A 25,230-nucleotide genomic window follows, 5' to 3' on the forward strand; every position below is an offset into this window, starting at 1 on the left:
AATTCCCTATGCTGGCGGTTTGAGCTATGCGGTGATCAGCCGTATTCGGGATCGGGTTTTCCTTTCGTTGGCGGGCGGCCGCGACGCTTTGGCGGTGGATTGAACGTGACGCCGGCGCGGACGTTTTCGGGCACCAGCGCGGCGTGCTCGCGCATCCTGTAGCTGGAGCCCTCGATCTGGATGACGACGGCGTGGTGCAGCAGCCTGTCGAGCAGCGCCGTCGCCACGACGGCATCGCCGAAGACCTCGCCCCATTCGGCGAAGCCGCGGTTAGAGGTGAGGATCATGGCGCCCTTTTCGTAGCGGGCGTTGACCAGCTGGAAGAACAGGTTCGCGCCGCCGGGTGTGACCGGCAGGTAACCGATCTCGTCGACGACGAGCAGCGACGCTCTGGTGAGGAAGCGGATCTTCTCGCGAAGCGTGCCCTCGCGCTCGGCCTTGGCGAGCTGGGCGATCAGATCAGCCAGCGGGATGAAGTAGACCGCCTTGCCGGCGCGCACGGCCTCGACCGCCAGCGCGGTCGCGATGTGGCTTTTCCCGGTGCCGGGCGGGCCCAGCAGATGGACGACCTCGGCGCGCTCGATGAAGTCGAGGCCGGCGAGCGCCAGGATGCGGTTGCGGTCGAGCGAGGGCTGGAACGAGAAGTCGTAGCCGGCGAGCGTCTTGACGACGGGCAGCCGCGCCATGCGCAGGGCCGCCTTGATTCGGCGGTTCTCGCGCAGAGACAGCTCCTCGCCGAGCAGATCGTCGAGCGCCTCGATGCCGTCGATCTGGCCCTGCTCGATGCGTCGCAAGGTCGCGTCGAGGATCTCAAGCGCCCGCGGCATCTTGAGGCTGACCAGGCTGCGGCGGATCGAGTCGACGCGCGAGGATGGTGCCGCGCCGTTCATGCCGTCCTTCCATCGCCAGGCTCGCGCCAATGGCTTCATAAACCGCCAGCGAGCGCAGCGGCACATGGTCACCGAGCCGGCCGATCATCGTCGTGCGCCGTTCCTGTGGCCGTGATTGAGGCCTTCCGGTGCGATGACGCCGGTCGATGCGATACTGGAGGCGTCCTTCGAGCACAGGGTGCTCAGCAACCACAACGCCGCGATCGATTACCCGGACTACGTCCGGTAGCTGCTCGACCTCGACGATGCGGCGCGTGCGGTCAGGCACGCTGTAGAAGTTGCCGCCGACCGCCACAAAGCCGTCATGGGTAACCCGCCGCTCGAGCTTCAGCACGGCGTTGAAGCGGTGTTCGGGCAGCCGCTGCAGTTCTCCCTGCTCCTCGGCGAAGGCCTCGGCCACCACGCGCTGCGTCGTGCCGTGCACCCGGACATTGGCCACCGTGTCGAGCCACTCGACGAGCTGGGCGTTGAGGTCCTCCATGTTGCGGAAGGATCGGCCCAGGAAGAAGTCCTCGCGGATGTAGCGGAACGGCCGCTCAACTTTCCCCTTCGTCTTGGCGCGATAGGGCCGGCACGCCCGGGGCTGGAACCGGTAGTGCTTCGCCAGCGCCAGCAGCGAGGTGTTGTAGACGATGTGGCCCTGGTCGTCCTCGCCGGTGACCGCGGTCTTCATCCGGTCATAGAGGATCTCGATCGGCACGCCATCGATCGCCTCGAACGCCTGCATGTGACAGCGCAGCAGCGTCTGCAGGTCCTGATGCAGCACATAGCGGGCGAACACGAGGCGCGAGTAGCCCAGCACCAGGCTGAACAGCCAGACGATGCGCACCACGCCCGGCTCGTCGGTGAACTCGACGACGAACCGGGCGAAGTCGACCTGGGCCTGCACGCCGGCCTTGGTCTCGAAGCGAACCTCGTAAGGCTTGGGATCATGGTCGGGCCGGATTGCTGCCAGGTAGCGCTTCACCGCGGTGTACGCGCCGGCATAGCCCATCTCCCTGATCTCGCGCGTGAGGCGCGAGGCCGTCAGCTCGGGGAACGCCGTCACGCGCTCGCGCAGGAACTCCATGTAGGGCGCGATCTTGCTCGGCCGCCCGGCCTTGCGGGGGCCGTAAACCGGCACCTCGACGCCGCGCTCGATGTATTTGCGAACGGTCTTGGGATCACGGCCCGTCCGGCGGGCGATCGCCGTCACCGACAGCCCCTGCCGGTGCAACTCCAGTATCATCATGGCTTCTCCAAGTCGGATCATCAGCGCCGCCTCCCGCAGGAGGTCATCGCGCCGATTTTGGCGTTGCCCAATGAGCCGGGGTTAACCCCGGCTCATTGGGCAACCAGGCCCAACAATCAGGGAATTTTCAAAGCCCACATCCGCGGAGAATTACACGCCCACTGACAGGTGACGAACAGCTCCACGCTCACGCCGCCGCGCATCCGCACCCCGGCCGTCGCATCAACCAGTGTGTAGGCAGGCCGGGGCAACACCTCACCTTCCCCGAACCCGCTGTTCGACGCACCAACGTGGCGTGCCGCGGCGAACAGGTTGCCGGTGATGCTGTCGGTGATCGGCGCCTCGTAAGATCCGCGCACGTTCCACAGCCACCGCGGCACGTCGAGCACGCGAGACCCGGCTGGCAGGAGCAGGTTGGGGACATCGTTCCGGTAGGTGGCGTCAGTGAAAGACCCTCCGGCATGGAGGCTCAGTCCTGCCATCGGCGATAAGGAAACCTCGAGTTCGCCGCCGCGGCTGCGGACACGCCCGGCGTTGACGGTGAAGGAGATTGTGGTGGCGTTGTTGATACCGCACGCGGTTTGAAACGCCTGCTGATAGTCCTTCCATTCGATCGCATAGGCCGCGCCGTTGATCCGCAAGCGTCCGCCCCAAAGGCTCGTCTTGGCACCCAACTCGTAATTGTCGGTCCGGTCGCTGCCATAGGGCGGCGGGGTGTCCGGAATGCCCGCTGCGCGACGCTCCGCGGCCGAGCAGATGTCGTCTGTCACGGGAGCGTTGACGCCGCCAGTGCGAAACCCCTGCGAGTAGCTGGCGTAGATCGTCGCGTCGGACGTTGGCTGATAACTGAGCGTAAATCGCGGCGTAACGCCGCTCTCCCGGTTGCGCTCGTCGTAGTCGTAGGCAAGGTCACCTCCCTGCACGCCACCGATCCCGTACCGCCGGCTCGCCTCGCGCTGCCGATAGGAAAAGGCTCTCGCTCCAGCCGCCACCTTCACCTTTGGCGTCAGGGCATAGGTCAGCTCGCCGAACGCCGCGATCTCGCTCTCGGAGAAGCGCACCGCGGTGTCCTGGATGACCGGCGGGCTGGACGCGCCAAGGGGAAGCGGCGCGATCACGCCGAACAGGTCGGCGACGGTAATAGTGCGCCCGGAGTCTTGGTGCAGATCGCGGTAGAAGGCGCCGACCACATATTGCAGTGGTCCATTGCCCTCCGACACGGCGCGCACTTCCTGCGTGAACTGCCTGGTCCGGCCATAATCCTTGAGCGGGGTTGGGAACAGCTTTCCGCCGGGTCCAGGTCCAACGAGATTCTCGACGATGGGGGAGTCGAACGCGGTTACGTCAAACAGCAGCCGGTTGCGCCGGTCGAGATAGGACGAGTTGGACGACAGCCTGAAACCACCGAGCGCATCGAACCGGTTCTCGATCAGGATCGAGCCGATGACGAACTTGTCCCTGGCGAATGTGTCCTCGTACCGCGCCTTGAGCCTCGCACGCTTACCAAAGGTCACATCGCTGTGGGGACGGTCCGCATTGCCGTAGCCGTCCTGCCATATAAGCGATGGAGTGATGGTGAGGCTTGGCGTCGCGTTCCAACGCAGCGCCGCGCGGACCGAGCCGGTCGTGATCCAGTTGACGTCCTTCCGAACCGCCGACGTGCCGGCGTTCTCGGTCAGGTTACCGGTTGTCGGGCGCAGATCGTCGATCCAGCCGCCCTGCCGAACGAACCCGCCCGATACGCGCAACGCTAGCTTGTTGGGCACGATGGGAAGGTTCAACATCGCCTTCGCGTCCCAGCTTGTTCCTCCATCGGTGATGCTCGCCACGCTTGCCGTGCCGAGTGCCGAGATCCTGGATGCGTCCGGCTGGTTGGTGACGAGGCGGACCAGGCCGCCCATCGTCGACGATCCGAACAAAACGCCTTGCGGGCCGCGCAGGATCTCGACCCTTTCAACGTCAAAAAGCTGTGGGTCAGGCTGTGAAAACCCGCGGAGCGCGCGAGTCTGCAATGGGGTTTCGTCAAGGTAGACACCGGTCGTCGGTGACTGAACGAACCCAACACCCCCGATGCCTCGGATGATATATTGCGAGTTGCCAAGACCAGTGGTGGCGAAGGCAACACCAGGCACGGCATCCGCAATGCGTGAGAAGTCCAGCGCGTTGAGGCGCTGTAGCAGCTCAGCCGAAAGGGTGGTGACGCTTGCCGGAACCTCCTGCAGCGTCTGTGACCGCTTTTGCGCGGTAACAATGATGTCGTCGCTTTCGATCGCCGCTGTGAGCTTCGGTTTGATGCTCTCTGAAGGATTGCTGGTGCGTGGGATGTCATTTTGCGCGAACGAGGGTCCGGCGAACAAGAGGCAGGGCAGACAAGCCCCTGCCAGCCGATGGTATCGGATCATGGAAATGCCTTTGACCGGCCGCGCGCATGGGCGCTGGCCGTGGACGTTGGTTGCTCCCGCGGAGCACGCGATCAATCAGTCAATGGGCAGCCGGTGGGCCTCGAAGCGGGGGGCGTAGGTAAACGCGGCGGACAGTCCGCCGCGGAGTGGCGGGCGAAAGTCCTACCGCCATGACAAAGACAGTCAGGGCGGCAAGCTGGATCGCATCGGCAGCACCCATCGCCGCCGCCGACAGGCCAGAAAAGGCGCAAGGCATTTGCACCTTGCCATGATCCGAAGACTTGCCGTGACCGGGCGTGTCGTGGTCCATCGACATGCCCATCGTCTGCGGACCCACCCCGGAACACAGCTCGATGGTCACGCGCCCGCTATCGCTGCCGATCATATATCCGGTTGGCACCAGCAGCTTCAGCAGCAGCGCGGCCACGCATAACGCAACGGCAAGGGAGCGTATCGTCAGGAGGCGGCGAACGGCGAACACTGGGTTCCGGTAGCGCAGCCGAATGGCGTTGTCATGCAAGTGTGTTCAACACTGCCAATTCGGGAACGCCTGATCTTGCTGCTGCCACCGGCGCCGTTATCCTTGCCTTTGCCAATGCCTCGACCACCGGTGGCAAGCGGATGCGCGAATTGGCGATCACCATCCGCGCCGCACGCGGGATGAGATGCGGCTGCGCGGCGACGACAACCTCTCTCCAACAAGCTGCGCGGTGACTTGAGCTGTTTTGGCTCGAGCGAGCGGGCGATCTGCGATGGCCGCATCCTGCCCGATGGTGTTTTGGGAACGTAGATCATCGTCGTCGCTTGCGGCAGTAGCGTGGCAATTACCGGAGCCCTGATCGACAGCGATACTGTATCGTCCGGGGTCCGCACGACTGCACCTGCTACCAGGCGGACGAGACCTGCCGGTCCGGCCGCCAGCCGCCGGGAGGCGACCCCGCTATCGATCGGGGCCGGCTGGCCAGGACGCCGCTCGCGCTTCAGGACTGCTGATATGTCGAGCTGCCCGCCGGCTTCGACGAGCCCCACATCCGCATGATGCGACAGGGCGACTTCATCGAGATCTCGCCGGGCGAGCCGATCCTCGTCGCCGACTTCAATACGCCCTGGCCGGAAGCTGAGCCGCCGCCTGCCCACTTTCGCGAGGCCGACGGTCGCTGGACGCTGCCATTCGCGCCGAGGGCCGTCACCGTCACCCACGCCGATGGCGGCGCGCTCCACGGTTCCATCCAGCCGCGCATCGGGCCGGAGCGGATCACCCTGCGAAGCCCGTGGCCGCAGGACGTCGCCGAAGCGTTCGACCGTATTGCCGGCGTCATGCTGCCGGACAGCATCCACCAGGCGGCATGGCGCATGTCGGCGAGCCGCGCGCCGCACAGGGTCGATCAGGCAACGGTCGAACTGATCGTAGAGAGCCAGATAAGGCCGATTGGAAAGATGATCTGCGATTGTCCGCAGGAATCGCCAATCTCCACGCCCGAACTGCCGAAAACATAAAAGCCCCGCTAAGCCATTGGCGTAGCGGGGCTTTTAATGGCGCGCCCGGAACGATTCGAACGTCCGACCCTCAGATTCGTAGGGCGATAAAGTGCCTTCTCGTGACGTTCCAGGACGTCCCTTTTTGTTGCTAAATCAGCAACTTGCGCGTTCCGATTGTTCCCTGTATGTTTCAGGGTATCAGCACCTAAATGTTACCTAAGGTAACAGGATAGCGGCCGGAACGGATCAGGATCATAGCTATGCCCGGCAAAGCTGTAGGCCTCACGGACGCCAAGATCCGTGGCTTGACCCCGCCCCCTTCGGGTCAGTTGGAAATCTCCGACCAACTCATCGGCGGACTGCGCGTTCGCGTTGGCGCGTCAGGCGGTAAAACCTTCATCCTACGTAAGCGCGTGGGAGGCTCGGTCAGGAACGTCACTCTCGGGCGCTTCTCGGAAGCGTTCACGCTAGCCGACGCCCGTAAGAAGGCCCGATCATTGCTGATCGATCTCGAGTCCGGGAAAGGATTGCCCCAGCCGACCAGTAGCACTGGTGGTGCTGTTGGACGCCTCACATTCTCCGTTCTGTGGGCACAGTATCTCGAGCGTGCTGTCAAGGGTAAGAAGAAGAGTGCCTCCGAGATCGAGCGCATAGGGAAAAAGTTCATCCTCCCGCGGTTTGGCGATCGGCTTGCCGACACTATCACCCGGTCTGAAGTGACCGCGCTCGTAGAGGACATCACCTATCGTGACCCGATCCACCCGACCCCAAGAGCGGGACTGGGCGTGCATCAACAGCTGAGTTCGTTCTTCACCTGGGCGATGCCGAAGCTGGAAAAGCTACCAGCCAACCCCTGTCGAGATGCAGGCCGCCCTCCCCTTCCTAAAGCTCGCGATCGCTTCCTCTCAGATGCTGAAATTCGCATCTTCTGGCAGGCATGCGACGCAATGGGCTGGCCGTTCGGCCCCGGCTTCAAGCTGCTCCTCTTGACCGGCCAACGTCGCGGTGAGGTGTTCGACGCATCCCGTTCCGAGTTCGATGGCGATACCTGGGTCATTCCCGCGGCTCGAGTGAAGAATGGTAAAGCGCACATCGTGCCGCTCACCAATGCTGCCAGAGCGTTGATCGACGAGCTTCCGGTGATAGATGGGTCGCGCAAGCTCTTTCCCGTCGCAGGTAACCCCCACGCTTCGGTCAACGGCTTCAGCAAAGGGCATCCGCGCCTGCTGCGGGAGATGGCCAAGATCATGAAGGTAGACGCGGTGAGTCACTTCATCCTGCATGATCTGCGACGCACAGTCGCAACAGGCATGCAGCGCCTCGGAGTACCGATGCCCGTGACCGAAGCCGTGCTGAACCACATCAGTGGCTCCCGATCAGGTATTGCCGGCGTCTACCAACGCTACGATTACCAGCGGGAGAAACGTCAAGCGCTGGAAAGTTGGAACGATGAGCTGGAACGGATCGTGGGCGTGATCAGGCCGAACTGACCTCCGCAACACATTCGCTTGAAAGCTGCGCCGAGCGTTGGTTTACTCACCAGCCGGAGACGATGGCTAAGATTACGTGGAGTCTTAGTTGCACGGTAGTCGGATGTGACCGAACCAGACCGGCCTCCAGCAATTAGATTGCTTCAGCCGACGTAACAGCGATCGGCCGCACGCTTCGTCCGCCAGCTTCGCAGCAGCTTAATCTGTTTCTCATGCACGTCGTCGATCGCTGGCGCGGCCTGACAGGTTGTATTAGTCGCCTCCAAGTGTGAGTCCGAATTGTAAAGCCTGCCGCTGCTCGCGTGATCCAGGAGTGCGCGCAGCATCTGCCGCCCTCTCACCACGCGGCTCTTGATCGTACCGACAGGAACCTGTTCGATCGTTGCTGTCTCTTCGTAGCTCAAACCCTCGATCCCGACACACTGGATGCACCGCTGCTGCTCGGGTGTCAGGCGCGGCCACAGGCGGCGAACATCGCCCAACGTCACGACCCACTCTTGGTTTGACGCCACCGGAACATCGATCGGTTCGGCGGTCTCCCCTGCCTGTCCCGCACCTTTACGACGAACCTGCGACAGAAAGGAGTTGCGAAGGATACGGAAGGTCCACGCTTTCAAATTCGTGCCCGCCTCGAATGACGCACGGCTGCGCCAGGCTTTCAGCACGGTGTCCTGAACGAGATCCTGTGCAGCATCGGGATTTCTTGTTAGCGATCGCGCATAGCTCGCCAGCCTGGGCATCAAGTCGCTCAGTGCAGCACCGAAGTCAGACAACTCCTCAGCCGGTACATGCGCTTCGTGATCCGGTTGTTCCGACACGCAAAAGCCCTCGCTCGATCGAACCAGGGCGCCGTTTATACACCGACTGGTTTACTTGTTCGAAAACGCCCCCTCTCGTGGGTTGTTCCACTTCTCAGCGAGGAGCCGGATACCCGAACAAGCGCGCGAAAGGGTAAGGGTAAAGAGTCGGGTCTGGAGAAGGTCGGGTAGCGGGAAGTCAGCGCCTCTGCCTGCTCGAAAACCAAGCCCAGCCTGCAGGCAGCACCGCAGACGCCATCAACATCGCGCCGACAACATCATGGTCGCGCTGAAGGATCGCGCCCGCGACAAGCAGTCCGGCGGACAGAATGTTGGGATCGGCGCGCCGGGGCGATGCCGGAATTGGGAAAACCGCGCCTCCCTGCAATTCGATCGGCAGCGCACCCGACCGCGCAACCCGCTCGGCGAAGGCTACCAGCTCGGGCGAGGCGGTGGCCAGACGGCCAAGGCTCGTCGCCAGCCGGCGTCCGCCACGCTTGAGGCCGGCCGGGCCGATTCGCTCCCGCAGCAGTTCGCGCGCGATCGGTGCGGCGCGCGCGGCGATGTCGAAGCCGGGATCGAGCCGTCGTACGAACCCTTCAGCGATCAGCAGGGTGCGCAGCAGCAGGGCGAGGTCGGGTGGCAGCGCCAGGCGGTAGGTGCGCAGCAGCGCGAACACGCGGCCGAAGATGTCGGCGAGCTCGATCTGCTGGAGTACCGCCCCGCGGAACTGGCCGATCAGCGCGTCGAGATCGCGGGTCAGCGCCTGGCGATCGACGTCGGTCTCGCCCGACCATTGCAGCAGTATGTCCGTCAACGATCGTGTGTCCTCACCCGCGATGGCAAGGACGAGCGTAACAACCTCGTTCCGCCGGGCGGGACTGAGCACGCCAACCGCCCCGAAGTCGATGAACGCCAAGGACCCGTCGGCCAGAACAAAGACGTTGCCGGGATGGGGGTCCGCGTGGAACCGACCGTTGAAGATGATCATCCGCAGCACCGCATCGGCATATCTGCCGGCGACGTCAGCAGCGCCCTGACCCGCCCCGCCCTCACCCGCTCGGTCGAGGATCGCGCGGACGGGCACGCCGTCGAGCCGTTCCTGCACGTTGATCCGGCGGCCAACCTGATCCCAGTAGAAGCCGGGCGTGCGAACGCCGAGCGGCTGCAGGAATGCGCCGATGCTCTCGCAGGCTGCCGCTTCGGCGCTGAGGTCCATTTCCTGCGACAGGCTCTCAGCGAAGAACCGGAGCAGTTCGTCAGGCTTGAGGCGACGGATCTCCGGTGAGTGCCTCGCGGCGAGCCGCGCGATGCGGCGGATGAGCCGCAGGTCGGCATCGACGCGTTCCGCGATTCCCGGCCGGCGCACCTTGACCACGACCTCGGTTCCGTCGCGCAGGGTGGCGCCATGAACCTGCGCGATGGAGGCCGCGGCGATCGGCTCGCGGTCGAACCGCGCGAACACATCCGCGATCGGGGAACCAAGCGCTGTCAGGATCGTCGGCTCCAGCGCCTCGAACGGCAGCGGGGTCACCCGGTCCTGCAGCGTCGACAGCGCGCGCACCCATTCCGGCCCGAGCAGGTCTTCGCGGGTGGCGAGTACCTGCCCCAGCTTTACCGCGACAGGTCCAAGGTCTCGCAGTAACGCGACGACCCGCTCGGGCGGACCGAGGTCTACCGGCTGCTCCAAGCGACCGGGCAGCAGGCCCAGGCGCGAGGCGAGCCCGTTAAGGCCGTGTCGGCCCATGATCTGGATGAGTTCGGCCAGGCGCGTGCGCTCACCGATCTGAGGCTCGTCGTCGGTGGTGGACATCAGGCGCTGCAACCATCCGCCCCGCGCGGACGGCAGCCATCGAGGAACAGGTCGATACCGCGCAAGATACGATCGCGTGCCGCCTCGTCATACGCTGGCGGAGACAAACCCAGCGCTGCCCGGCGCATGGGGGCGACCACGACGAGTGTGACGAACTGCTCGGCAGCGAACACGGGGTCGACCAGCGACAGCTCCCCCCTGGCATTGGCGTGGGCGAGGATCGATGCCACCCACTGGACGGCCCGCTGGTAGCCGAAATCGTGGATGTTCGCCGCAAGCGCTGGAAAGCGTACGGCTTGCGCGATGACGACGCGTTCCATGGAGGCGATCCGGGGCGTCAGGAGCCACTCGAGCAGGCGATCGGCGATCATGCGAAGTCGCGATCCGATCTCGGGTTCGTCGCTGCCGGAGGGTTCGAGCGCGCGCAGCTGCGTATCGATCTCGTCGAGGATCACCGCCTCGAACACACGCGCCTTGCTGCCGAAGCGGGCGTAGAGGGTCCGCTTGGAGATACGCGCCTGTTCGGCGATCATGTCGGCGCTCGCGCCGTCGAACCCGTGCTCGAAGAACAGCTCGCGAGCGCTCTTAAGGATGTGCGAGGTCAGGCGGACCGCGTCCTCAGTGGTCGGTCTGCCCATCTTTCTTGGGCGCCGTCCCTTTTTCTCGTCGTCGCTCAATCTCGTTCTCCCCGATCGAGGGTAGCGCAATCCGGACCGGTTGACGAGAAATCACGCCGGGACGGTCGGTCGGTCGCCTGCCATCTCGAGCTCAGCCAAGAGCTGTCCTATCGCTTCGCGGCCGATCACTGCCGTGATTTCGGCTTGTAGGTCGGAAGGGACGGAGCACTTACCCCCAAGCCCTCCTGATCGATGCGAACAGCCGTATCCCTGACAGCGCCTACCTTGTTACTTGCTGAACGAATGGTCTCACGCAGCTGGGCCTGTTTGGCAGTCATGCCGCGGATCGTGGGTCGAACCGCCTCGACGCGCGCTGTCAATTGCTCGGCTTCGTCTCGAGCGTTCAGCAACGGGCGGTTCGCCCTGGCGAGAACGGTCGCGCGGCGGTCGTTCAGGGCAGCTCTCAACCGTTGAGCGCTGGCGCCGGATCGCTGCAGGGCTTCCCCCACGGCTACCACGCGACCGCGTGCGCCAGTAAGTCCGTCGGATGCCGATCCGACCCTGTCTGCCCAACCGGCGGAACTTTCCGCAAGCGCCGCCAGTCGATCGCTGGCCCGCTGCTGCTGAGCGGCGTCGAGGTTGCGAGAAACAGAATCTACGGTGCGGCTGATCTTCTCGACCAGTGCGACGGGGTCCCCTCCGCCGCCAAGGAGCCCGCCTTCCTTGGCGGGAATGACGGGAAGCTCCCCGTCGCTCGCAACGATCGGGGGCGCGCCAGACGTGGCGCCGTCGAGGCTGATGTTCGCGGTTCCGGCCAGGGCCGATCGTGCGATCGACGCTTTTACGCCTGCGACGATTGGGATCTGAGGCTCGAGGCTGACGGTCACGAGGACCGCTGAGGGATCCTCCTTGTCGAACCGTATCGATGTGACATGGCCGGCCGCAACGCCCGAGAAGGTCACCGGCGACCCCTCCTCCAGACCGGCAACGCTTCCGGTGAAGCGGATCAGATAGGGATTCCCGTCCCCATCGCGTGCGTCAAGCAGCCACAGCGTGAAGATCAGGAGCGTGCCCAGCAGAAAGCCGGTCATCACGAGCACGATAAATTTGTTCGAGCGCGTTTCCATGCGTGGACACAGCCATTAAGAAACGGGGTGAAAGATGTAAACCGTACCGTTTCCTGAATGTCCCGAGAACGGGCTATTCTCGTGAGCGGTGGGGTCAGTTCGGGACGAGGATGGAATCGTGGCTGGAGACTGGAGCCTGCAACCAGGCAACATACCATGGGGCAACAGGCTGGGCCTGGAGCTGGTCTCGATCGGCGATGGCCTCAGCTCGCTGCGGATCGGTTGGCGTCGGGAGCTGGCGGACGAGGACGAGGCTCTCGCAACCGGCGTATTGACGAGCCTCATCGATCAGGCCTGCGGCGTTGCCGTGATGTCCCGGCTGGGCAGACGGCTGGCGATCTCGACCCTCAACCTGAAGGTGGACCATGTGCGGTCCGCCGAGGCGAGATACTCCGCGACGGCGTGGGCGCACTGTTACGACGCGACCGAGCACCGTGCGTTCGTACGGACCGAAGTCTGGGATACCGATCCTTCTCACCTGATCGCGACTGCCCAAGGCGTCTTTTCGATCAATCGGGCTGTCGGCCCATGAGCGAAGGCGCAGTCACGGCTGGCATGGGGCGGAACGACTTCGCGCGGTTGCTCGGCACCATGATGACGCAAAGCGGTGAAACCTTCACGCTCATCCCGACAGAGGAGCTTGTGGGGAATTCTCTCCTGCCCGCATTGCATGGAGGAGCAATCGCTTCCTTTCTCGAGCTGGCCGCACAGCTTGCTCTCTCCCGCACACTCTCGCCAGGGCAATCCTCCCGGCTGATCAGTGTGAACCTGCAATTTCTCGCCCCGGTCAGACTGGGCGCAATCAGCACGACGCCCACGCTGATGCGTGTGGGACGTCGTGTCGCAGTGGTGCATGCCGAAGCCGTAGAGCGGGACGGAGCCGGAAAACTGTGCCTTGCGCAGCTGGAATTCGCCCTCGAAAGATCCCCCAGCGAAGAGAAACTCGCTCGAAACGCCTGATTGTTTCAGCGGGCCGATCTCCAGAGAGCAAGAATGCTTCTGAGCGCCGTCGCAAAGGCGAGCGGCTCGTCCAGCATCAGGTGATGGCGCGCGTTCGGCACCGCGACGATCGGGATCGTCCCGGCACCCAGTTCGCGCAGATATGCCGCGGAATCACTGCCGAAGAGCGCGCTCTGCTCGCCGTGGACGATTGCCAGCCGACCGGGCGCCGCGGCGACACGGCGCCCCATCGTCATCCATTCGTCCGACGAATTGCCGCGCGCGAACACCGCGGGCGCAAACTTCCACGTCCACGCGTCCCCGTCCCGCCGGAGCGAATGATAGGCCATGTAATTCATCAGGAACGGCTCGCCCGCAGGCTGCGGGGGCGCAAGCACGTAGCGCGCGCGTGCGGTCGGATAGTCGGGATACCGGCTGGCGGGCTTGTTCGGGTCGCCCGAGCCGGGGCTGCCGCGTCCGCCGCGCCAATAAGCGGCAAGCGCCTCGGGCCGCATGATCATCAGGTCGCAAATGATCGCGCCCGCGAACCGTTCTGCCGCGAGCGTCATCGCGGTCACCGCGACCCCCGCGCCGAAGCTGTGACCGATGATAACCGGCGGCGCATCACCGTTGAACAGCCCGGTCGCCTCCGCCACCGCGATCATCTCGCGCCCGCGGCCATCGCCATCGATTCCCGCGCGTGCGTCGCTGTCGCCCATGCCCGCAAGATCATAGGCGACGACCTGGTAGTCCGCGGCGAGGAAGGGCGCGATAAACGCCCAGCAGCGTGCATGGGCAAGAAAGCCGTGCGCCATGAGGATGCCCGGCTTAGCGCGGTCGCCCCAGCGCAGATAGTGCACCTGCGCGCCCTCCACGGTAACGAAGCCTTCTTCCCGCGGAACGGCCAGCGCATCGACGAACCAGTCCGGCAGGTGCGACCCGTCGCCGGCCCAGATCGGGTCGATGTCCGACGATCCCGTGGCCTCGGCGGTGCTCATGCCGACAGCCTGAAACCGCTATAACCCGCCTCGGCGACCGCATCGCAGATCTCGGCATAGCCGACCACAGACGGGTAGTTGAGCAGCTGACGCGGCTTGCCTGGGACGTTCGCTCCCATGTACCAGGAATCGGCCTTGGGGAAGAGCGTCATGGCGGCGATCTCGTCGATGTGGCGTGCCCATGCCGCGTGCGTGTCCGGCTCGGCCTCGAAGCGGGACCACCCGGCCGTGCGCAGATGCTCGAGGAACCGGACCACCCAATCGCCCTGCACTTCCGCGGCGGTCGGACCATTGGAGAAGCCGGACGGGCTCTGCGGGCCGTAGAGGAACAGCATGTTCGGGAAGCCCGAGACCGCGTAGCCGAGATGCGTGCGTGCGCCTTCGCCCCAAGCGTGCGCCAGCGTCGTCCCGCCGCGCCCGCGAATGTCCATCCGCATCAGCCCTCCCGTCACCGCGTCGAAACCGGTCGCGAGCACCAGGACGTCGTGTCTGCGCTCACAGGCGCTCGTGACGATGCCGTTTGGCAGGATCTGTTCGATCGGCTCTTCCCGCAGGTCGACGAGCTCGACGCTCGGCTGGTTGAAGATGTCGTAATAGGTCTGTTCGAGCGATGGCCGCTTGACCCCGAACGGATGCGGCGGCTCGCTGGGCGCAAGCTTCTCCTGCAAGGCAGGGTCGGTGATCCGTTCGCGCACCTTGTCGCGCCAGAAGTCGTAGGCCAGCCGGTTGGCGCGCTCGTCCACCAGGATGTCGGCGTAATTGCCGACCCAATAGTGGAAGCCTCCAGCCGCCCACAGCCGCTCGAACGTCGCGGTGCGCTCCTCGCTCGAAACCTCGAGCGCGGACTGGTCGAGCCGCGGGATCTCGAACCCGCCGCTGCTCAGCCGACGCTGACGGAAGATCTCGGGGTAGCCGGGCTTGGCCTGCGCCTGCTCAACCGTCGTCAATGAGCGCTGGCGCATCGGCAGTGCCAGGATGGGGGTGCGCTGATAGATCGTCAGCTGCGCCGCCTCGCGCGCCGCCTCTTGGGCGACCTGCACACCGCTCGCGCCGGTTCCGATGATCGCGACGCGCTTGCCGGTGAAGTCGATGCCCTCCTGCGGCCAGTGCGCGGTATGGTGCGCAGGGCCGGCAAAGCGGTCGAGTTCCGGAAGTGACGGGATGTACGCCTTCGCCGCGAAGCCGGTACACGGCAGCAGATAGCGGGTGGTCAGCCGATCTCCATCGGCGAGTTCCACCCGCCAGAAGCCGGCATCTTCGTCGAATACGGCGGAGCGCATCGCGACACCGAGCTTCATTGCAGGCCAGAGGTCGAGAACGTCGCAGGCATGTCGGAAATAGCGACGCAACTCGCGCCAGCCTGGGAAGCGTTCCGACCAGGTCCAGTCGCGCCACACCCGCTCGTCCGAAAACTCGTAGATCGGTACGTGCGAATCGACCCGTGCGCCGGGGTAGCAGTTCCAGTACCAGATGCCGCCCGGCTCCGCCGCCGCATCCACCAGCCGAACGTTGAAGCCGTTCTCGCGCAACCTGCCGAGCAGGTAGAGCCCGCTGAAGCCGGCACCGATCACCAGCGCGTCGATGTCAGGCGCGGCGCTCATCGCGCGCCGACCCCGGCCAAGGCGATGTCGGTGGCCGCCTTGTAATCCGCCTTGCCGTTCGGCGCGCGCAGCGCACGGTCGGTAACGACGATCGCCTTGGGCGTCTTGTAGCCGGCGAGCGCGGCGCGCACGTGAGCGCGCACCGCCGCCTCGTCCACTGTCGCCCCCGGCACGGCATGGACCACCGCCGTCACCGCCTGGCCCCATTTCTCGTCGGGCACCCCGACGACGAGCGCGTCCGCGACCGCAAGATGCGTCTTCAGCACCTCCTCCACCTCTTCCGGATAGACCTTCTCGCCCGCGGTGTTGATGCACACGCTGCCGCGCCCGAGCAGCGTCAGCGTCCCGTCCGCGGCGACGGTGCACCAGTCGCCCGGCATCGAGTAGCGGACGCCGTTGATGGTGCGGAACGTCTTCGCGCTCTTTTCCGGATCCTTGTAGTAGCCGATCGGGATCGCGCCCTTGCGCGCGATGAAGCCGGGCGTGCCGCTGCCCGGCACGACCGGCCGGTCATGCTCGTCGAACACGTCGCACAGCCCGCCGATGGTGAAGCGCGCGGTCGCCGTCTCGCCCGCCGCGCTGGTAACCGACAGGCCGAACCCCAGCCCCTCCGACGCGCCGAAGCTGTCCATCAGCACGACCTGCGGGATGTGCCGGATCAGCCCCGCCTTCACCTCGCGGCTCCACATCACCCCGGATGAAACGATCGTGACGAGGCTGGACGTGTCGTAGCGCCCCGGCGCGGCATCCAGCGCGGCCAGCATCGGCTTGGCGAAGGCGTCGCCGACGATCGCGATCGATTCGACGCGGTCGCGATCGACCGACCGCCACAGCTCGTCGGCATCGAACGATTCACCGCCGAGCGTCACGATGCAGCCGCCGCTCATCAGCGTGCCGATCGACGTGATGAAGCCGGTGCCGTGCATCATCGGGCAGGCGGGCATCGTACGCCGGCCGGGTCCGTCGCGCGCGATCAGCGCCGCGGTCTCGGCGAGGTCGGCGGGCGTCGGCCCCATCAGCCGCTGCGCGTCGAGCTGCGCCTCGCGCATATCGGTGTGCCGCCACATCACACCCTTCGGCATCCCGGTCGTGCCGCCGGTGTAGATGAACAGCTCGTCGTCGGGCGAGCGCGCGATGCCGAGCGGCCCGCCGTCGCCCTCCGCTGCAAGCGCCTCGTAGGGCAGCGCGAACACAGCACGCTCCGCTTCCGGGCCGATTTCCACGAAGGTGCGGACCTTGCCGAGCCGGCCGTGCAGTTCCTCGATGCAGGCGCGGAATTCTGCGCTGTAGACCACGACCTCGCTGTCGCTGTCGTCGAAGATGTAGAACACCTCGTCGGGCCGGTAGCGGTAGTTGATGTTGACGTGGGTCAGTCGCCCCTTGAAGCACGCCGCCATCAGCTCGCCGTACTCGGGCCGGTTGCGCATATAGAAGGCGACCTTGGCGCCGGGTTCCGCCCCTCGCGCGCGCAGCGCCCGCGCGAGGTTGTTCGAACGGCGCGCCATCTCGGGCCACGTGATGACCCGGTCGCCGTGGATCAGCGCGGGGGCGTCATGAGGCATCACCGGCTCGATCGCGTCGAGGATATCGCCCAGGTTCCACTGCGTCATGGCTTCTTCTCCTGTCCTCAGGCGGCGCGTGCATCCCAACCCTGCAACGTTGCAGCCTCCGTGCGCACGATCTCCGGACCACCAAGGACTTGCCGGTCGAAGCCGATCCGCTTGAACCAGTAGTGGAGACCAAGAAGGTCGGTGAAACCCATGCCGCCGTGAACCTCTGTCGCGGTGCGCGCAACGAAGCGGCCCACTTCACCGGTATGCGACTTGGCATGGCAGGCCATCAGCAGCGCCTCTTCAGGCACCGTGTCGAACGCGTGCGCGGCATACCAGACGAGGGAACGGCACGGTTCCAGCCGCGCCGCCATCTCGGCACACATGTGCTTGACCGCCTGAAAGCTGCCGATGACCCGCCCGAACTGCTCACGCTCGCCGGCGTAGGCGACCGCCTTGGCGATCATGGCGTCCGCAGACCCCACCGTGTCGGCCGCGAGCAGCACCCGGCCCGCCGCGACCAGCATGCGGGCAGCGTCGCCAGTATCGTTGCCGAACGGCTCGGCTGCGACACCGTCCAGGCGCAGCTCGCCGACGGCGCGGGTGAGGTCGACGGTTGGTAGGGCGACAAACTCCAGCCGGTCGGCGTCGCCAGTGACCAAGTGCAACGATCCATCCTCGTCCGCAACGATGAAGGCGTCGGCGTCGGCGCTGTCGAGTACGAAAAGCGCCGTGCCGCGTAGAGTGCCATTGTCCGCCGTCATGCCGCTGCCATCACGTCGGTTGACCAACTCGGTCAGTCCGACCCCGAAACGGGCACTGCCCTCGGCGATGCGCGGAAGCCATTGCGCCTGTTGCTCCGGCGAGCCGGCGAGGCGCAGCGCAAGCGGGGCGAGGACGCTGCGCGCCACGAACGGCACCGGCGCCACCGCCGCGCCGAGCGCCTCCGCCACCACCACGGCATCGAGCAGGCCGAGGCCAAGACCGCCGTGCTCCTCGGGCACCACGATGCCGGGCAGGCCGAGCTCGGCCAGCGCCGCCACCACCGCCGCACTGACGTTGTCGCCGCGCGCAACGACCTCGCGGACGTGATCGAGCGGAGAATGTTCGCGCAGCAGCCGATCGACCGCGTCACGCAGCATTCGCTGCTCGGGGGAAAGACCGAAATCCATCTATGCCGCCTCCGCCTTGGGTGCGCGCGCGTGCTCCAGCTTCGGCTCGCGCGGCATGCCGAGCCCGCGCTCGGCGATGATGTTCTTCTGGATCTGCGCGGTGCCGCCGCCGATGATGAGGCCGAGCTGGAACATGTAGTTCCACTGCCAGCTTCCGCCGGCGCGCTCGCGCCGGCTGCCGCCGTACAGCAGGCCGAGCTCCCCCATGGCGTCGATCGCCAGCGCCGAGATCTGGTGAGCCAGTTCGCACGACTGGAGCTTGACGATCAGTTTGGCGAGGCCGCCGGGTTCGCCCTTCAGGGAATTGGAGAGCAGCCGCAGGCCGTTGAACTTCATCGCCGCGACTTCGGCCTGCAGCGCCACCAGCCGATCGCACAATGCCGCGTTGTCGATCCCGCGCACGCCGTCGATCCGTTCATCGTGCATCAGCTGCACGAGCGCGGCGAGGCGATTCTCCAGCGCCGCCGGGTCGCCCAGCATGCCACGCTCGTAACCGAGCGTGGCGTTGGCCACCATCCAGCCCTGCCCGCGCTGGCCGACGATCTGGTCGACGGGCACGCGCACGTCGGTGAAGAAGGTTTCGTTGAACTCGGCGTGGCCGGTCATCGTGCGCAGCGGGCGCACCTCGATCCCGGGCGTCTTCATGGAGAAGATGAGGTAGCTGATCCCCGCATGCTTCGGCGCGTCCGCTTCCGTCCGCACGAGACAGAAGATCATGTCCGCCTGATGCGCGGTGCTGGTCCAGATCTTCTGCCCGTTGATGACGAACTCGCCGTTCTCCTCGCGCGCGCTGGTGCGCAGCGCCGCCAGATCAGAGCCCGCGCCCGGTTCGGAATACCCCTGGCACCAGACGATCTCGCCGCGCAGCGTCGGTGCGATCCAGCGGCGCTTCTGCTCCTCCGTGCCGAGCTCGAGCAGCGTCGGGACGAGCATCGAGATGCCCTGGTTCGACAGCCCGCCGGGTACGCCCGCCGCAGCGAACTCCTCGGCGATGATGCGCGACGTCAGGATGTCGGGCTCGGCACCGAAGCCGCCAAAGTCGCACGGAATGGTGCGTGCGGTGTAGCCGTGCTCGAGCAGCAGCTGCTGCCACGCGACCGCGTCCGCCCCGGCGCGCTGCGCCGCGCCGGGTGCGGCCGGCGCACGGTGGCGGTTCGCGGCGATGAACGCGCGCAGCTCGTCGCGGAACGCCTCGTATTCCGGGCCGTAACTCAGGTCCATCGATTCACGCTCCTGCAGCCGGTGTGAAGACGGGCAGCCGGAACCCGTCGCCGATCGTTTCGAAGGCCAGCGCCACCGGCATGTCGAGCGCGAGCGTGGCGGGATCGGCGCCGGTCAGCCGGGTCGCCATGCGGACGCCCTCGTCCAGCTCGACCACCGCCGCGACATACGGCACGTCGGCCGCGAAGGCGGGGTGCAGCGCCTGATGCGTCACCGTCCAGGAAAACAGCCGTCCACGCCCGCTGCTCGGCTCCCAGGCGAACGAGGGCGAGCCGCAGCGCGCGCACATGTAGCGAGGCAGGTGGCGCCACGTCCGGCACTCGCCGCACCGCTGGAAATGGAGCGTGCCGCCCTGGCAACGCTGCCAGAACTCCTGCTCCACCGGATCCTGCGGGTGCGGCAACGGCTTGGGGGGCGAGACGGCTGGCGTCCGCAGCTTGGGCGCAATGTCGTCGTCGTTCATGCGAACCTCCGCAGGATGGCGATGCTGCCGTCGCCGAGGTCGCCCCAGCCGGTGACGAGCCCGGTCCGTGCGCCCGGCACCTGGCGCTCCCCGCAATCGTGCCGCAGCTGCCGCACGGCCTCGACGACGTGGTTGAGCCCCCACACGTGCGCCTCGCTCAGCAGCCCGCCGTGGGTGTTGAGCGGATAGCGCCCGCCGAGCTCGATCTGCCCGTCGCGCACGAAGTCGAGCGCGCCGCCCGGCTCGCAATATCCCATCGCCTCCAGCTGGAGCAGCACGACGTAGGTGAAGCAATCGTAGACCTGGAGGAAATCCATCTCCTCGCGGCCCACGCCGGCCATCTCGAACGCCTTTGGCGCGGCATAGCTCAGCCCGATCTTGAACGGATCCGGGCGCGAGGGGATGTCGTCGGCGGGATAGGGATGTCCCTCGGCGGCGCCCGCGATGGTAACGGGGACATGCGGCATGTCGCGCGCGCGGTCGGTGCGCGAGACGACGACCGCGCACGCGCCGTCGGTCTCGAGGCAGCAGTCGTAGAGTCGGAACGGCTCCGACACCATCCGGGCGTCGTGGTAGGTTTCCCAGTCGAGCGGCCGACCGTAGGTGAACGCCTTCGGATTGAGCTGCGCATGGCGGCGGCACGCCATCGCCACCGCGCCCATGGCTTCGGGACCGACGCCGTGGAGCTGCGAATGCCGGGTCGCCAGCCAGGCGTACATCTGCACCGGCAGGAACACGCCGAAGGGCATGTAATAGCCGCGGATGGTATTGGTCAGCGTGTTCATGTTCATCGGCCGCGTGGGCGGAGCACCCGGCTTGGGCCGCAGCGCTGAGAAGCCGTTCCACCCGAGCGTGACGAGCACGTGGTCGCACAGACCGGCCGCAATCGCGATCGCGGCATGCTGAAGCGCGGTCGTCGGGCTCGCGCCGCCCATGTGGACGGTCGCGGCATAGCGCAGCACGTCGATGCCGAGGTTTGCCGCCAATTCCTCCGACGTGGTGTAGATGGGCGGCGGCACCATGCCGTCGATGTCGGACGGGCGGAGGCCCGCGTCCGCGATCGCGCGCCGCGACGCCTCCAGCATCATGTCGACCGCGGTGCGCTCGGTTCCCTTGACGAAGTCTGTTTCCCCGACCCCGGTGATCGCCGCCTTATCCGAGAAGGTCATATCTGTCCCTCCTGTAACCAGTCGCGACCCTCAGCGCAGGCCCGCCGCGCGGCCGAGCGCGCGCTCGGCATCGGCGACGAGGTCACGCATAACCTCGGCGGCGGGGCGGACGGCATGGATCAGGCCCATGCCCTGTCCCGCGAAGCCCGGGATGATGTCCTTGCGTTTCGCACGAATGCCCGACGCCATGACCGGACCGGCGATCATCGACTGGTATGGCATCGGCAACGGCTCCTTCCCCGCCGCCACCCAAGCGTCGGCCCACTTGCTGCGGATCATGCGGGCGGGTTTGCCGGTGATCGAGCGGCTCACCACGGTGTCGGCATCGCCGCTGTCGACGATCGCCTCCTTCTGGAAATCCTCGATCCCCGCCTCCTCGGTCGCGAGGAAGGCGGTGCCGACCCAGGCGCCTTCGGCGCCCAGCATGAAGGCCGCCGCCACCCCGCGCCCGTCGGAGATGCCGCCCGCGCCGAGCACCGGCACCCGGTCCCCAACGGCATCGACCACCTGCGGAATGAGCGAGATGGTGCCGATGGGCGAATTGTGTCCGCCGCCGTCGTGCCCCTGGGCCACGATCACGTCGATGCCCGACTCCACCACCTGCAGCGCGTGCTTCACCTTGCCGACCACCGCCATGACGACCGTGCCGTTGGCGTGGAGCCGATCCATCCACGGCCCCGGATTGCCGAGCCCCGCGGCGTAGACGGGTACCTTCTCCTCGACGACGACCTCCATCTGGGCCTCGAAGAACTCCTTGGAGAACAGCGCCGCGCCACCGTTGGCCGGGCCCTCCGTCGCATCGCGGCCGGCATCACGCGCGACGATCTCCAGCCCCTCACGCTCCATGAAGTCGCGCGTGAACGCCTGATAGTCGGCAAGCACCGCGCGCGGGTCCGCCGGGGCCGCCCCGGTCTGCGGCGCCGAGCCGCGCCGCACCGAGGCGGGCAGGAGCGTGTCGACGCCGAAGGGCCTGTCGGTCAGCGCGCGCGTCTCGCGGATCCACGCGCGGAGCTGCTCGGGCGGGCAGGCTGCCGCGCCGAGCACGCCTAGCCCGCCCGCGTTGGACACCGCCGCCGCCAGTCGCGGGACGCTGGCCCCGCCCATTCCGGCGAGGACGATCGGATAGTCGATGCCGAGCATCCCGCAGATTCGGCTGTTCAGGGCCATTGTCCGTCTCTCCCACATCGTTCTCGTTGCTGATTTACCGTGGCGGCTACGCCTCGAACGCCTGGTTCCAGCGCACCTTCTGATCCATCAGGTCAGGGCTGCGCCGCCCGAGATATTCCGCCGATCCCTCGACGAGCCGCTCCATCTCGCGCCGCGCTGTGACCGGGTCGCGCAGCCGCACCGCATGGACGACGCGCGCGAGGCGACGAACCTGGTTCTCGCGCTCGTGCTCGGAATAGCCGAGCTGGCGCGAAAGGTCGCGGGTCAGCAGGTGCAGCGCGGACGTGAGCAGCCCGAACAGCGGATTGCCGCTCGCCCATGCCAGAAGGTCGTGGAAGCGCCGGTTGGTTTCCTCGAACAGCGTCGATCCCACCTGCTGCTCGAGCTCGGCGAAGCAGCTTGCCAGCGCCATCAGATCCGCCGCCGTTGCGCGCCGGGCGGCGTGGGAGGCCGCCTGCGGGGCGAGCGCCTCGCGCAGCTCGATCAGCGCGCGCAGGTCGGTGCCGACGAAGTGCAGTACGAGCGCAAGCGAACTCGTGAAATCGCCGACCTGCGGCCGCGCGACCACCGGCCCGCCGCCGCGACCGGGCTGCAGATGGAGCACGCCCTGCAGTTCCAGAAAACGCAGCGCCTCGCGCAATGTGGCGCGGGCGACTTCGTACCGCGCGAGCATGTCGTGCTCCGGAGGTAGCCGGTCGCCGATCTGGCGCGCGTCCGCCTCGATGTCGAGCACGATCGCCTGCGCGACGCGAAGCGCGCGCTTGCCCCGTACGAACGAGGGCGCGTCACCCTGCTTAGCCACGTCCAACATCAAGAACCCTTATCATGGTTTTATGCTGATCCACTGTTTTATCTTTGTCCAGTAATAAATTTCGGCCGTCGGCGGCTTGCAAGGCTACTCAAAGGGTATAATATTAAAGGGTGAGAGGGGACTGAATGACCGACAGCGCAGCCTGGATGAAGACCGATGGACATGTCGCGATCGTCCATCTGAACCGCCCCGCGGCGCGCAACGCGCTTGATCCGCGGATGCTGGTGGAGCTGGCCGATTGCTGGATAAGGGTGCGCGATGACGCGGACATCCGCGTCGCGGTGGTGACCGGCACCGGCGGCGCCTTCTGCTCGGGTGCCGACCTCGGCCGTCTCATTCCGCTCGTCAGCGGCGGGCGACCGCCGGAGGACGAGTGGGATCGCCGCGTGCTCGCCGACCGCGATATTCTCGGCACCGCGCTGCTGCGCACATTTGACGTCGTCAAGCCGGTGATCGCTGCCATCAACGGGCACGCGATCGCGGGCGGCATGGAACTGGTCCAGGGTACGGATCTCAGGATCGCATCGAGCGCCGCGCGCTTCGGCGTGCAGGAGGTCAAATGGGCGATCTTCCCGGGCGGGGGATCGACGGTGCGGCTGCCGCGCCAGCTTCCCTTTGCGCGGGCGATGGAATTGCTGCTCACCGGCGATCTGATCGATGCCGGAACCGCGCTCGACTATGGCTTCCTCAACGGCGTCGTTGCGCCGGAGGAGGTGCTGCCTGCGGCGCTCGACCTAGCGCGACGGATCGCCGCCAACGGCCCGATCGCGGTGCAGGCGATCCGCGCGTCGGCGCGCGCCTGTCTCGGGCGGCCGGAAAGCGAAGCCATGGAAATGGAGTCGCGCTTCGCCGCCCCGGTGTTTCGCACCGAAGATGCACGTGAAGGTCCGCGCGCCTTCATGGAAAAGCGCGCGCCCGTGTTCAGGGGGCGGTAAGATGGTCGGCGAAACTCCCTCGGCAAACCCGGACGGCCTGGCGGGAGCCGCATTGCAAGGCGCGCTTTCGATTGCGCCGTTCCATGCTTGGCTGGGGCTTCGCGTCGAGGACGTCGCTGACGGGGTCCTTCACCTCAGCATGCCCTGGCGCGACGAGATCGTATCAAATCCGCGGATCCCGTCCGTGCATGGCGGCGTGTTCGCCAGCCTGATCGATCTTGCCGGCATGTACGTCCTGCTGACGAGGACGCGCGCGGTCAGCGCCACCGCGTCGCTCCACGTCGATTATCACCGCCCGGCAAGCGGCGGCCCGCTTCACGTCCGCGCGCGCGTCGTGAAGATAGGACGGACGCTGTCGGTCGCGGACAGCGAGGTGCGCTCGCCCGACGACGTGCTGCTCGCCAGCGGTCGCGGTTCGTACCTTATGCGGGACGGCGGCATCGCGGCGTGACCGTGCAGAGAATAGGAGAGATCATGAGCGGCGAAACTTCGACGGCAGACGCCAGACGCACTCCGGCCGAGCCGCGACCGGCCGGCACCATCCTGCTGCTGCGGGATGTGCCCGAATATCAGGTGCTCATGGTGCGACGACACCACCAGATCGATTTCGCGTCGGGGGCGCTGGTGTTCCCGGGTGGCAAGATGCACCCCGGTGACGACGATCCGCGCTGGCGCGATCACGTGACCGGGTGGGACGAGATCGACGCGACACAGCGCGCGCTGCGCATAGGCGCCATCCGCGAGGCGTTCGAGGAAGCGGGGATCCTACTGGGCACCTACCCCGACGGCCGCGGCTTCTCCAGCGTCTGCGACGCCGAGGCACGCCGGAATGTCGATTCCGGGGAACTCGCCTTTCTCGATGTCGTCGCCGGGTTGGGGGTTAAGCTCTCGCTGACCGCTCTGACCGTGTTCGCCCGCTGGATCACTCCGGAGATGATGCCGAAGCGGTTCGACACCTGGTTCTACGCCGCCCACGCTCCTGCCGACCAAGTCGCAATCTGCGACGGACATGAAACGGTCGACGCCGAGTGGATCGCGCCAGAGTCGGTTCTGGACCTCGCCCGAAGCGGTGCCCGAACAGTGATCTTCCCCACCTTGATGAACGTGAAGCTGCTGGCCGAGGCCGATAGCGCGGCGGGCTGCCTCGCCCGAGCGGATGCACGTCCGTTGGTCACCGTGCTCCCGCAGGTCGAGACACGCGACGGAGAGCGCGTTCTGACCATCCCTCCCGACGCTGGCTATGGTGAAGTCTTCCAGAGTTTGACCGAGCTCAAGGCCTGATTATTCAGGTTTCGGCGATCGCAGACTCCCCCCTGCCGCTCTGGTGAAACGGAGGGGCCTTTTTTGGAGGTTGTGGT

General features: G+C 66.2%; 25 protein-coding genes. 7 read left to right on the forward strand and 18 right to left on the reverse strand.

The window, feature by feature from the left end; translation table 11 throughout:
* Positions 1-35 precede the first annotated feature (35 nt).
* The 5 genes from istB to ACM61V_RS12315 all read right to left on the reverse strand — a co-directional run bounded on the left by istB (position 36) and on the right by ACM61V_RS12315 (position 5,318).
* Entirely contained in the window at positions 36-890 is an 855-nt protein-coding gene (istB, locus tag ACM61V_RS12295; RefSeq protein ID WP_419713830.1) for an IS21-like element helper ATPase IstB, read from the reverse strand.
* A complete protein-coding gene (istA, locus tag ACM61V_RS12300) occupies positions 811-2,142 on the reverse strand; it encodes an IS21 family transposase (protein ID WP_419714028.1) in 1,332 nt (443 codons plus the stop codon). Before istA ends, istB begins: the two co-directional genes overlap by 80 nt.
* Positions 2,143-2,237: 95 nt before the next feature.
* Entirely contained in the window at positions 2,238-4,523 is a 2,286-nt protein-coding gene (locus tag ACM61V_RS12305) for a TonB-dependent receptor (RefSeq protein WP_419714029.1), read from the reverse strand.
* 79 nt (positions 4,524-4,602) lie between these two features.
* Positions 4,603-4,950: a DUF2946 family protein gene (locus ACM61V_RS12310; protein WP_249341521.1), complete on the reverse strand. Its 348-nt coding sequence runs from the start codon at positions 4,948-4,950 to the stop codon at positions 4,603-4,605.
* Between the two features lie 29 nt (positions 4,951-4,979).
* On the reverse strand, positions 4,980-5,318 hold the full coding sequence (locus tag ACM61V_RS12315) for a hypothetical protein (protein WP_171007550.1): 339 nt from the start codon (positions 5,316-5,318) through the stop codon (positions 4,980-4,982).
* A gap of 240 nt (positions 5,319-5,558) precedes the next feature.
* On the opposite strand from ACM61V_RS12315, the gene ACM61V_RS12320 reads away from it, so the two are divergent.
* Both ACM61V_RS12320 and ACM61V_RS12325 read left to right on the forward strand, forming a co-directional pair.
* The gene (locus ACM61V_RS12320; protein ID WP_137786557.1) at positions 5,559-6,020 is read left to right on the forward strand and encodes a hypothetical protein; all 462 of its coding nucleotides are present in this window, start codon (positions 5,559-5,561) and stop codon (positions 6,018-6,020) included.
* Between the two features lie 242 nt (positions 6,021-6,262).
* A complete protein-coding gene (locus tag ACM61V_RS12325) occupies positions 6,263-7,492 on the forward strand; it encodes a tyrosine-type recombinase/integrase (protein WP_137786558.1) in 1,230 nt (409 codons plus the stop codon).
* 143 nt (positions 7,493-7,635) lie between these two features.
* Here ACM61V_RS12325 and ACM61V_RS12330 read toward each other — a convergent pair whose 3' ends face one another.
* The 4 genes from ACM61V_RS12330 to ACM61V_RS12345 all read right to left on the reverse strand — a co-directional run bounded on the left by ACM61V_RS12330 (position 7,636) and on the right by ACM61V_RS12345 (position 11,846).
* Complete coding sequence (locus ACM61V_RS12330; protein ID WP_249341522.1) at positions 7,636-8,310, reverse strand: sigma-70 family RNA polymerase sigma factor; 675 nt, start codon at positions 8,308-8,310, stop codon at positions 7,636-7,638.
* Between the two features lie 178 nt (positions 8,311-8,488).
* Positions 8,489-10,102, reverse strand: coding sequence for an ABC1 kinase family protein (locus ACM61V_RS12335; RefSeq protein WP_096614149.1), 1,614 nt, complete (start codon positions 10,100-10,102; stop codon positions 8,489-8,491).
* Positions 10,102-10,740, reverse strand: a complete 639-nt coding sequence (locus ACM61V_RS12340; protein WP_096614131.1) for a TetR/AcrR family transcriptional regulator — start codon at positions 10,738-10,740, stop codon at positions 10,102-10,104. The genes ACM61V_RS12335 and ACM61V_RS12340 overlap by 1 nt, the downstream gene beginning before the upstream one ends.
* Positions 10,741-10,904: 164 nt before the next feature.
* Complete coding sequence (locus tag ACM61V_RS12345; RefSeq protein WP_419714030.1) at positions 10,905-11,846, reverse strand: MlaD family protein; 942 nt, start codon at positions 11,844-11,846, stop codon at positions 10,905-10,907.
* A 118-nt stretch (positions 11,847-11,964) separates the two neighbouring features.
* Between ACM61V_RS12345 and ACM61V_RS12350 the strand changes: the two genes are divergently transcribed.
* The gene (locus ACM61V_RS12350; RefSeq protein ID WP_171007553.1) at positions 11,965-12,378 is read left to right on the forward strand and encodes a PaaI family thioesterase; all 414 of its coding nucleotides are present in this window, start codon (positions 11,965-11,967) and stop codon (positions 12,376-12,378) included.
* Positions 12,375-12,806, forward strand: a complete 432-nt coding sequence (locus tag ACM61V_RS12355) for a PaaI family thioesterase (RefSeq protein WP_066707621.1) — start codon at positions 12,375-12,377, stop codon at positions 12,804-12,806. The genes ACM61V_RS12350 and ACM61V_RS12355 overlap by 4 nt, the downstream gene beginning before the upstream one ends.
* 5 nt (positions 12,807-12,811) lie before the next feature.
* On the opposite strand, the gene ACM61V_RS12360 is transcribed toward ACM61V_RS12355, so the two are convergent.
* Genes ACM61V_RS12360 through ACM61V_RS12400 form a run of 9 tightly spaced genes read right to left on the reverse strand, consistent with a single transcriptional unit; the run spans position 12,812 to position 22,937 of the window.
* On the reverse strand, positions 12,812-13,783 hold the full coding sequence (locus ACM61V_RS12360) for an alpha/beta fold hydrolase (protein WP_096614134.1): 972 nt from the start codon (positions 13,781-13,783) through the stop codon (positions 12,812-12,814).
* Positions 13,780-15,384 carry a flavin-containing monooxygenase gene (locus tag ACM61V_RS12365; RefSeq protein WP_066707615.1) on the reverse strand — a complete coding sequence of 535 codons (1,605 nt, stop codon included), beginning with the start codon at positions 15,382-15,384 and terminating at the stop codon, positions 13,780-13,782. The genes ACM61V_RS12360 and ACM61V_RS12365 overlap by 4 nt, the downstream gene beginning before the upstream one ends.
* Complete coding sequence (locus ACM61V_RS12370; RefSeq protein WP_096614136.1) at positions 15,381-16,994, reverse strand: acyl-CoA synthetase; 1,614 nt, start codon at positions 16,992-16,994, stop codon at positions 15,381-15,383. The genes ACM61V_RS12365 and ACM61V_RS12370 overlap by 4 nt, the downstream gene beginning before the upstream one ends.
* Positions 16,995-17,011: 17 nt before the next feature.
* Positions 17,012-18,106 (reverse strand): acyl-CoA dehydrogenase family protein, encoded by a 1,095-nt coding sequence (locus tag ACM61V_RS12375; protein WP_066707610.1) that lies wholly within the window; start codon positions 18,104-18,106, stop codon positions 17,012-17,014.
* Positions 18,107-19,327, reverse strand: coding sequence for an acyl-CoA dehydrogenase family protein (locus tag ACM61V_RS12380; RefSeq protein ID WP_096614137.1), 1,221 nt, complete (start codon positions 19,325-19,327; stop codon positions 18,107-18,109).
* A gap of 4 nt (positions 19,328-19,331) precedes the next feature.
* Entirely contained in the window at positions 19,332-19,790 is a 459-nt protein-coding gene (locus tag ACM61V_RS12385) for a Zn-ribbon domain-containing OB-fold protein (RefSeq protein WP_066516418.1), read from the reverse strand.
* Entirely contained in the window at positions 19,787-20,959 is a 1,173-nt protein-coding gene (locus tag ACM61V_RS12390) for a thiolase C-terminal domain-containing protein (protein WP_066707606.1), read from the reverse strand. Before ACM61V_RS12390 ends, ACM61V_RS12385 begins: the two co-directional genes overlap by 4 nt.
* 30 nt (positions 20,960-20,989) lie before the next feature.
* Positions 20,990-22,126 carry an NAD(P)H-dependent flavin oxidoreductase gene (locus tag ACM61V_RS12395; RefSeq protein WP_096614141.1) on the reverse strand — a complete coding sequence of 379 codons (1,137 nt, stop codon included), beginning with the start codon at positions 22,124-22,126 and terminating at the stop codon, positions 20,990-20,992.
* Between the two features lie 46 nt (positions 22,127-22,172).
* Entirely contained in the window at positions 22,173-22,937 is a 765-nt protein-coding gene (locus ACM61V_RS12400; protein ID WP_066707284.1) for a FadR/GntR family transcriptional regulator, read from the reverse strand.
* Positions 22,938-23,062: 125 nt separating this feature from the next.
* Between ACM61V_RS12400 and ACM61V_RS12405 the strand changes: the two genes are divergently transcribed.
* The 3 genes from ACM61V_RS12405 to ACM61V_RS12415 are packed head-to-tail and all read left to right on the forward strand — an operon-like array spanning position 23,063 to position 25,153.
* Positions 23,063-23,872, forward strand: a complete 810-nt coding sequence (locus tag ACM61V_RS12405; RefSeq protein ID WP_066707287.1) for an enoyl-CoA hydratase-related protein — start codon at positions 23,063-23,065, stop codon at positions 23,870-23,872.
* A 1-nt stretch (position 23,873) separates the two neighbouring features.
* A complete protein-coding gene (locus ACM61V_RS12410) occupies positions 23,874-24,323 on the forward strand; it encodes a PaaI family thioesterase (RefSeq protein WP_419714031.1) in 450 nt (149 codons plus the stop codon).
* Positions 24,324-24,346: 23 nt separating this feature from the next.
* Complete coding sequence (locus tag ACM61V_RS12415) at positions 24,347-25,153, forward strand: NUDIX hydrolase (protein WP_096614151.1); 807 nt, start codon at positions 24,347-24,349, stop codon at positions 25,151-25,153.
* The last annotated feature ends 77 nt before the right edge of the window (positions 25,154-25,230 follow it).

It is taken from the genome of Sphingomonas sp. TX0543, from assembly GCF_048565505.1.
GTDB lineage: Bacteria > Pseudomonadota > Alphaproteobacteria > Sphingomonadales > Sphingomonadaceae > Sphingomonas.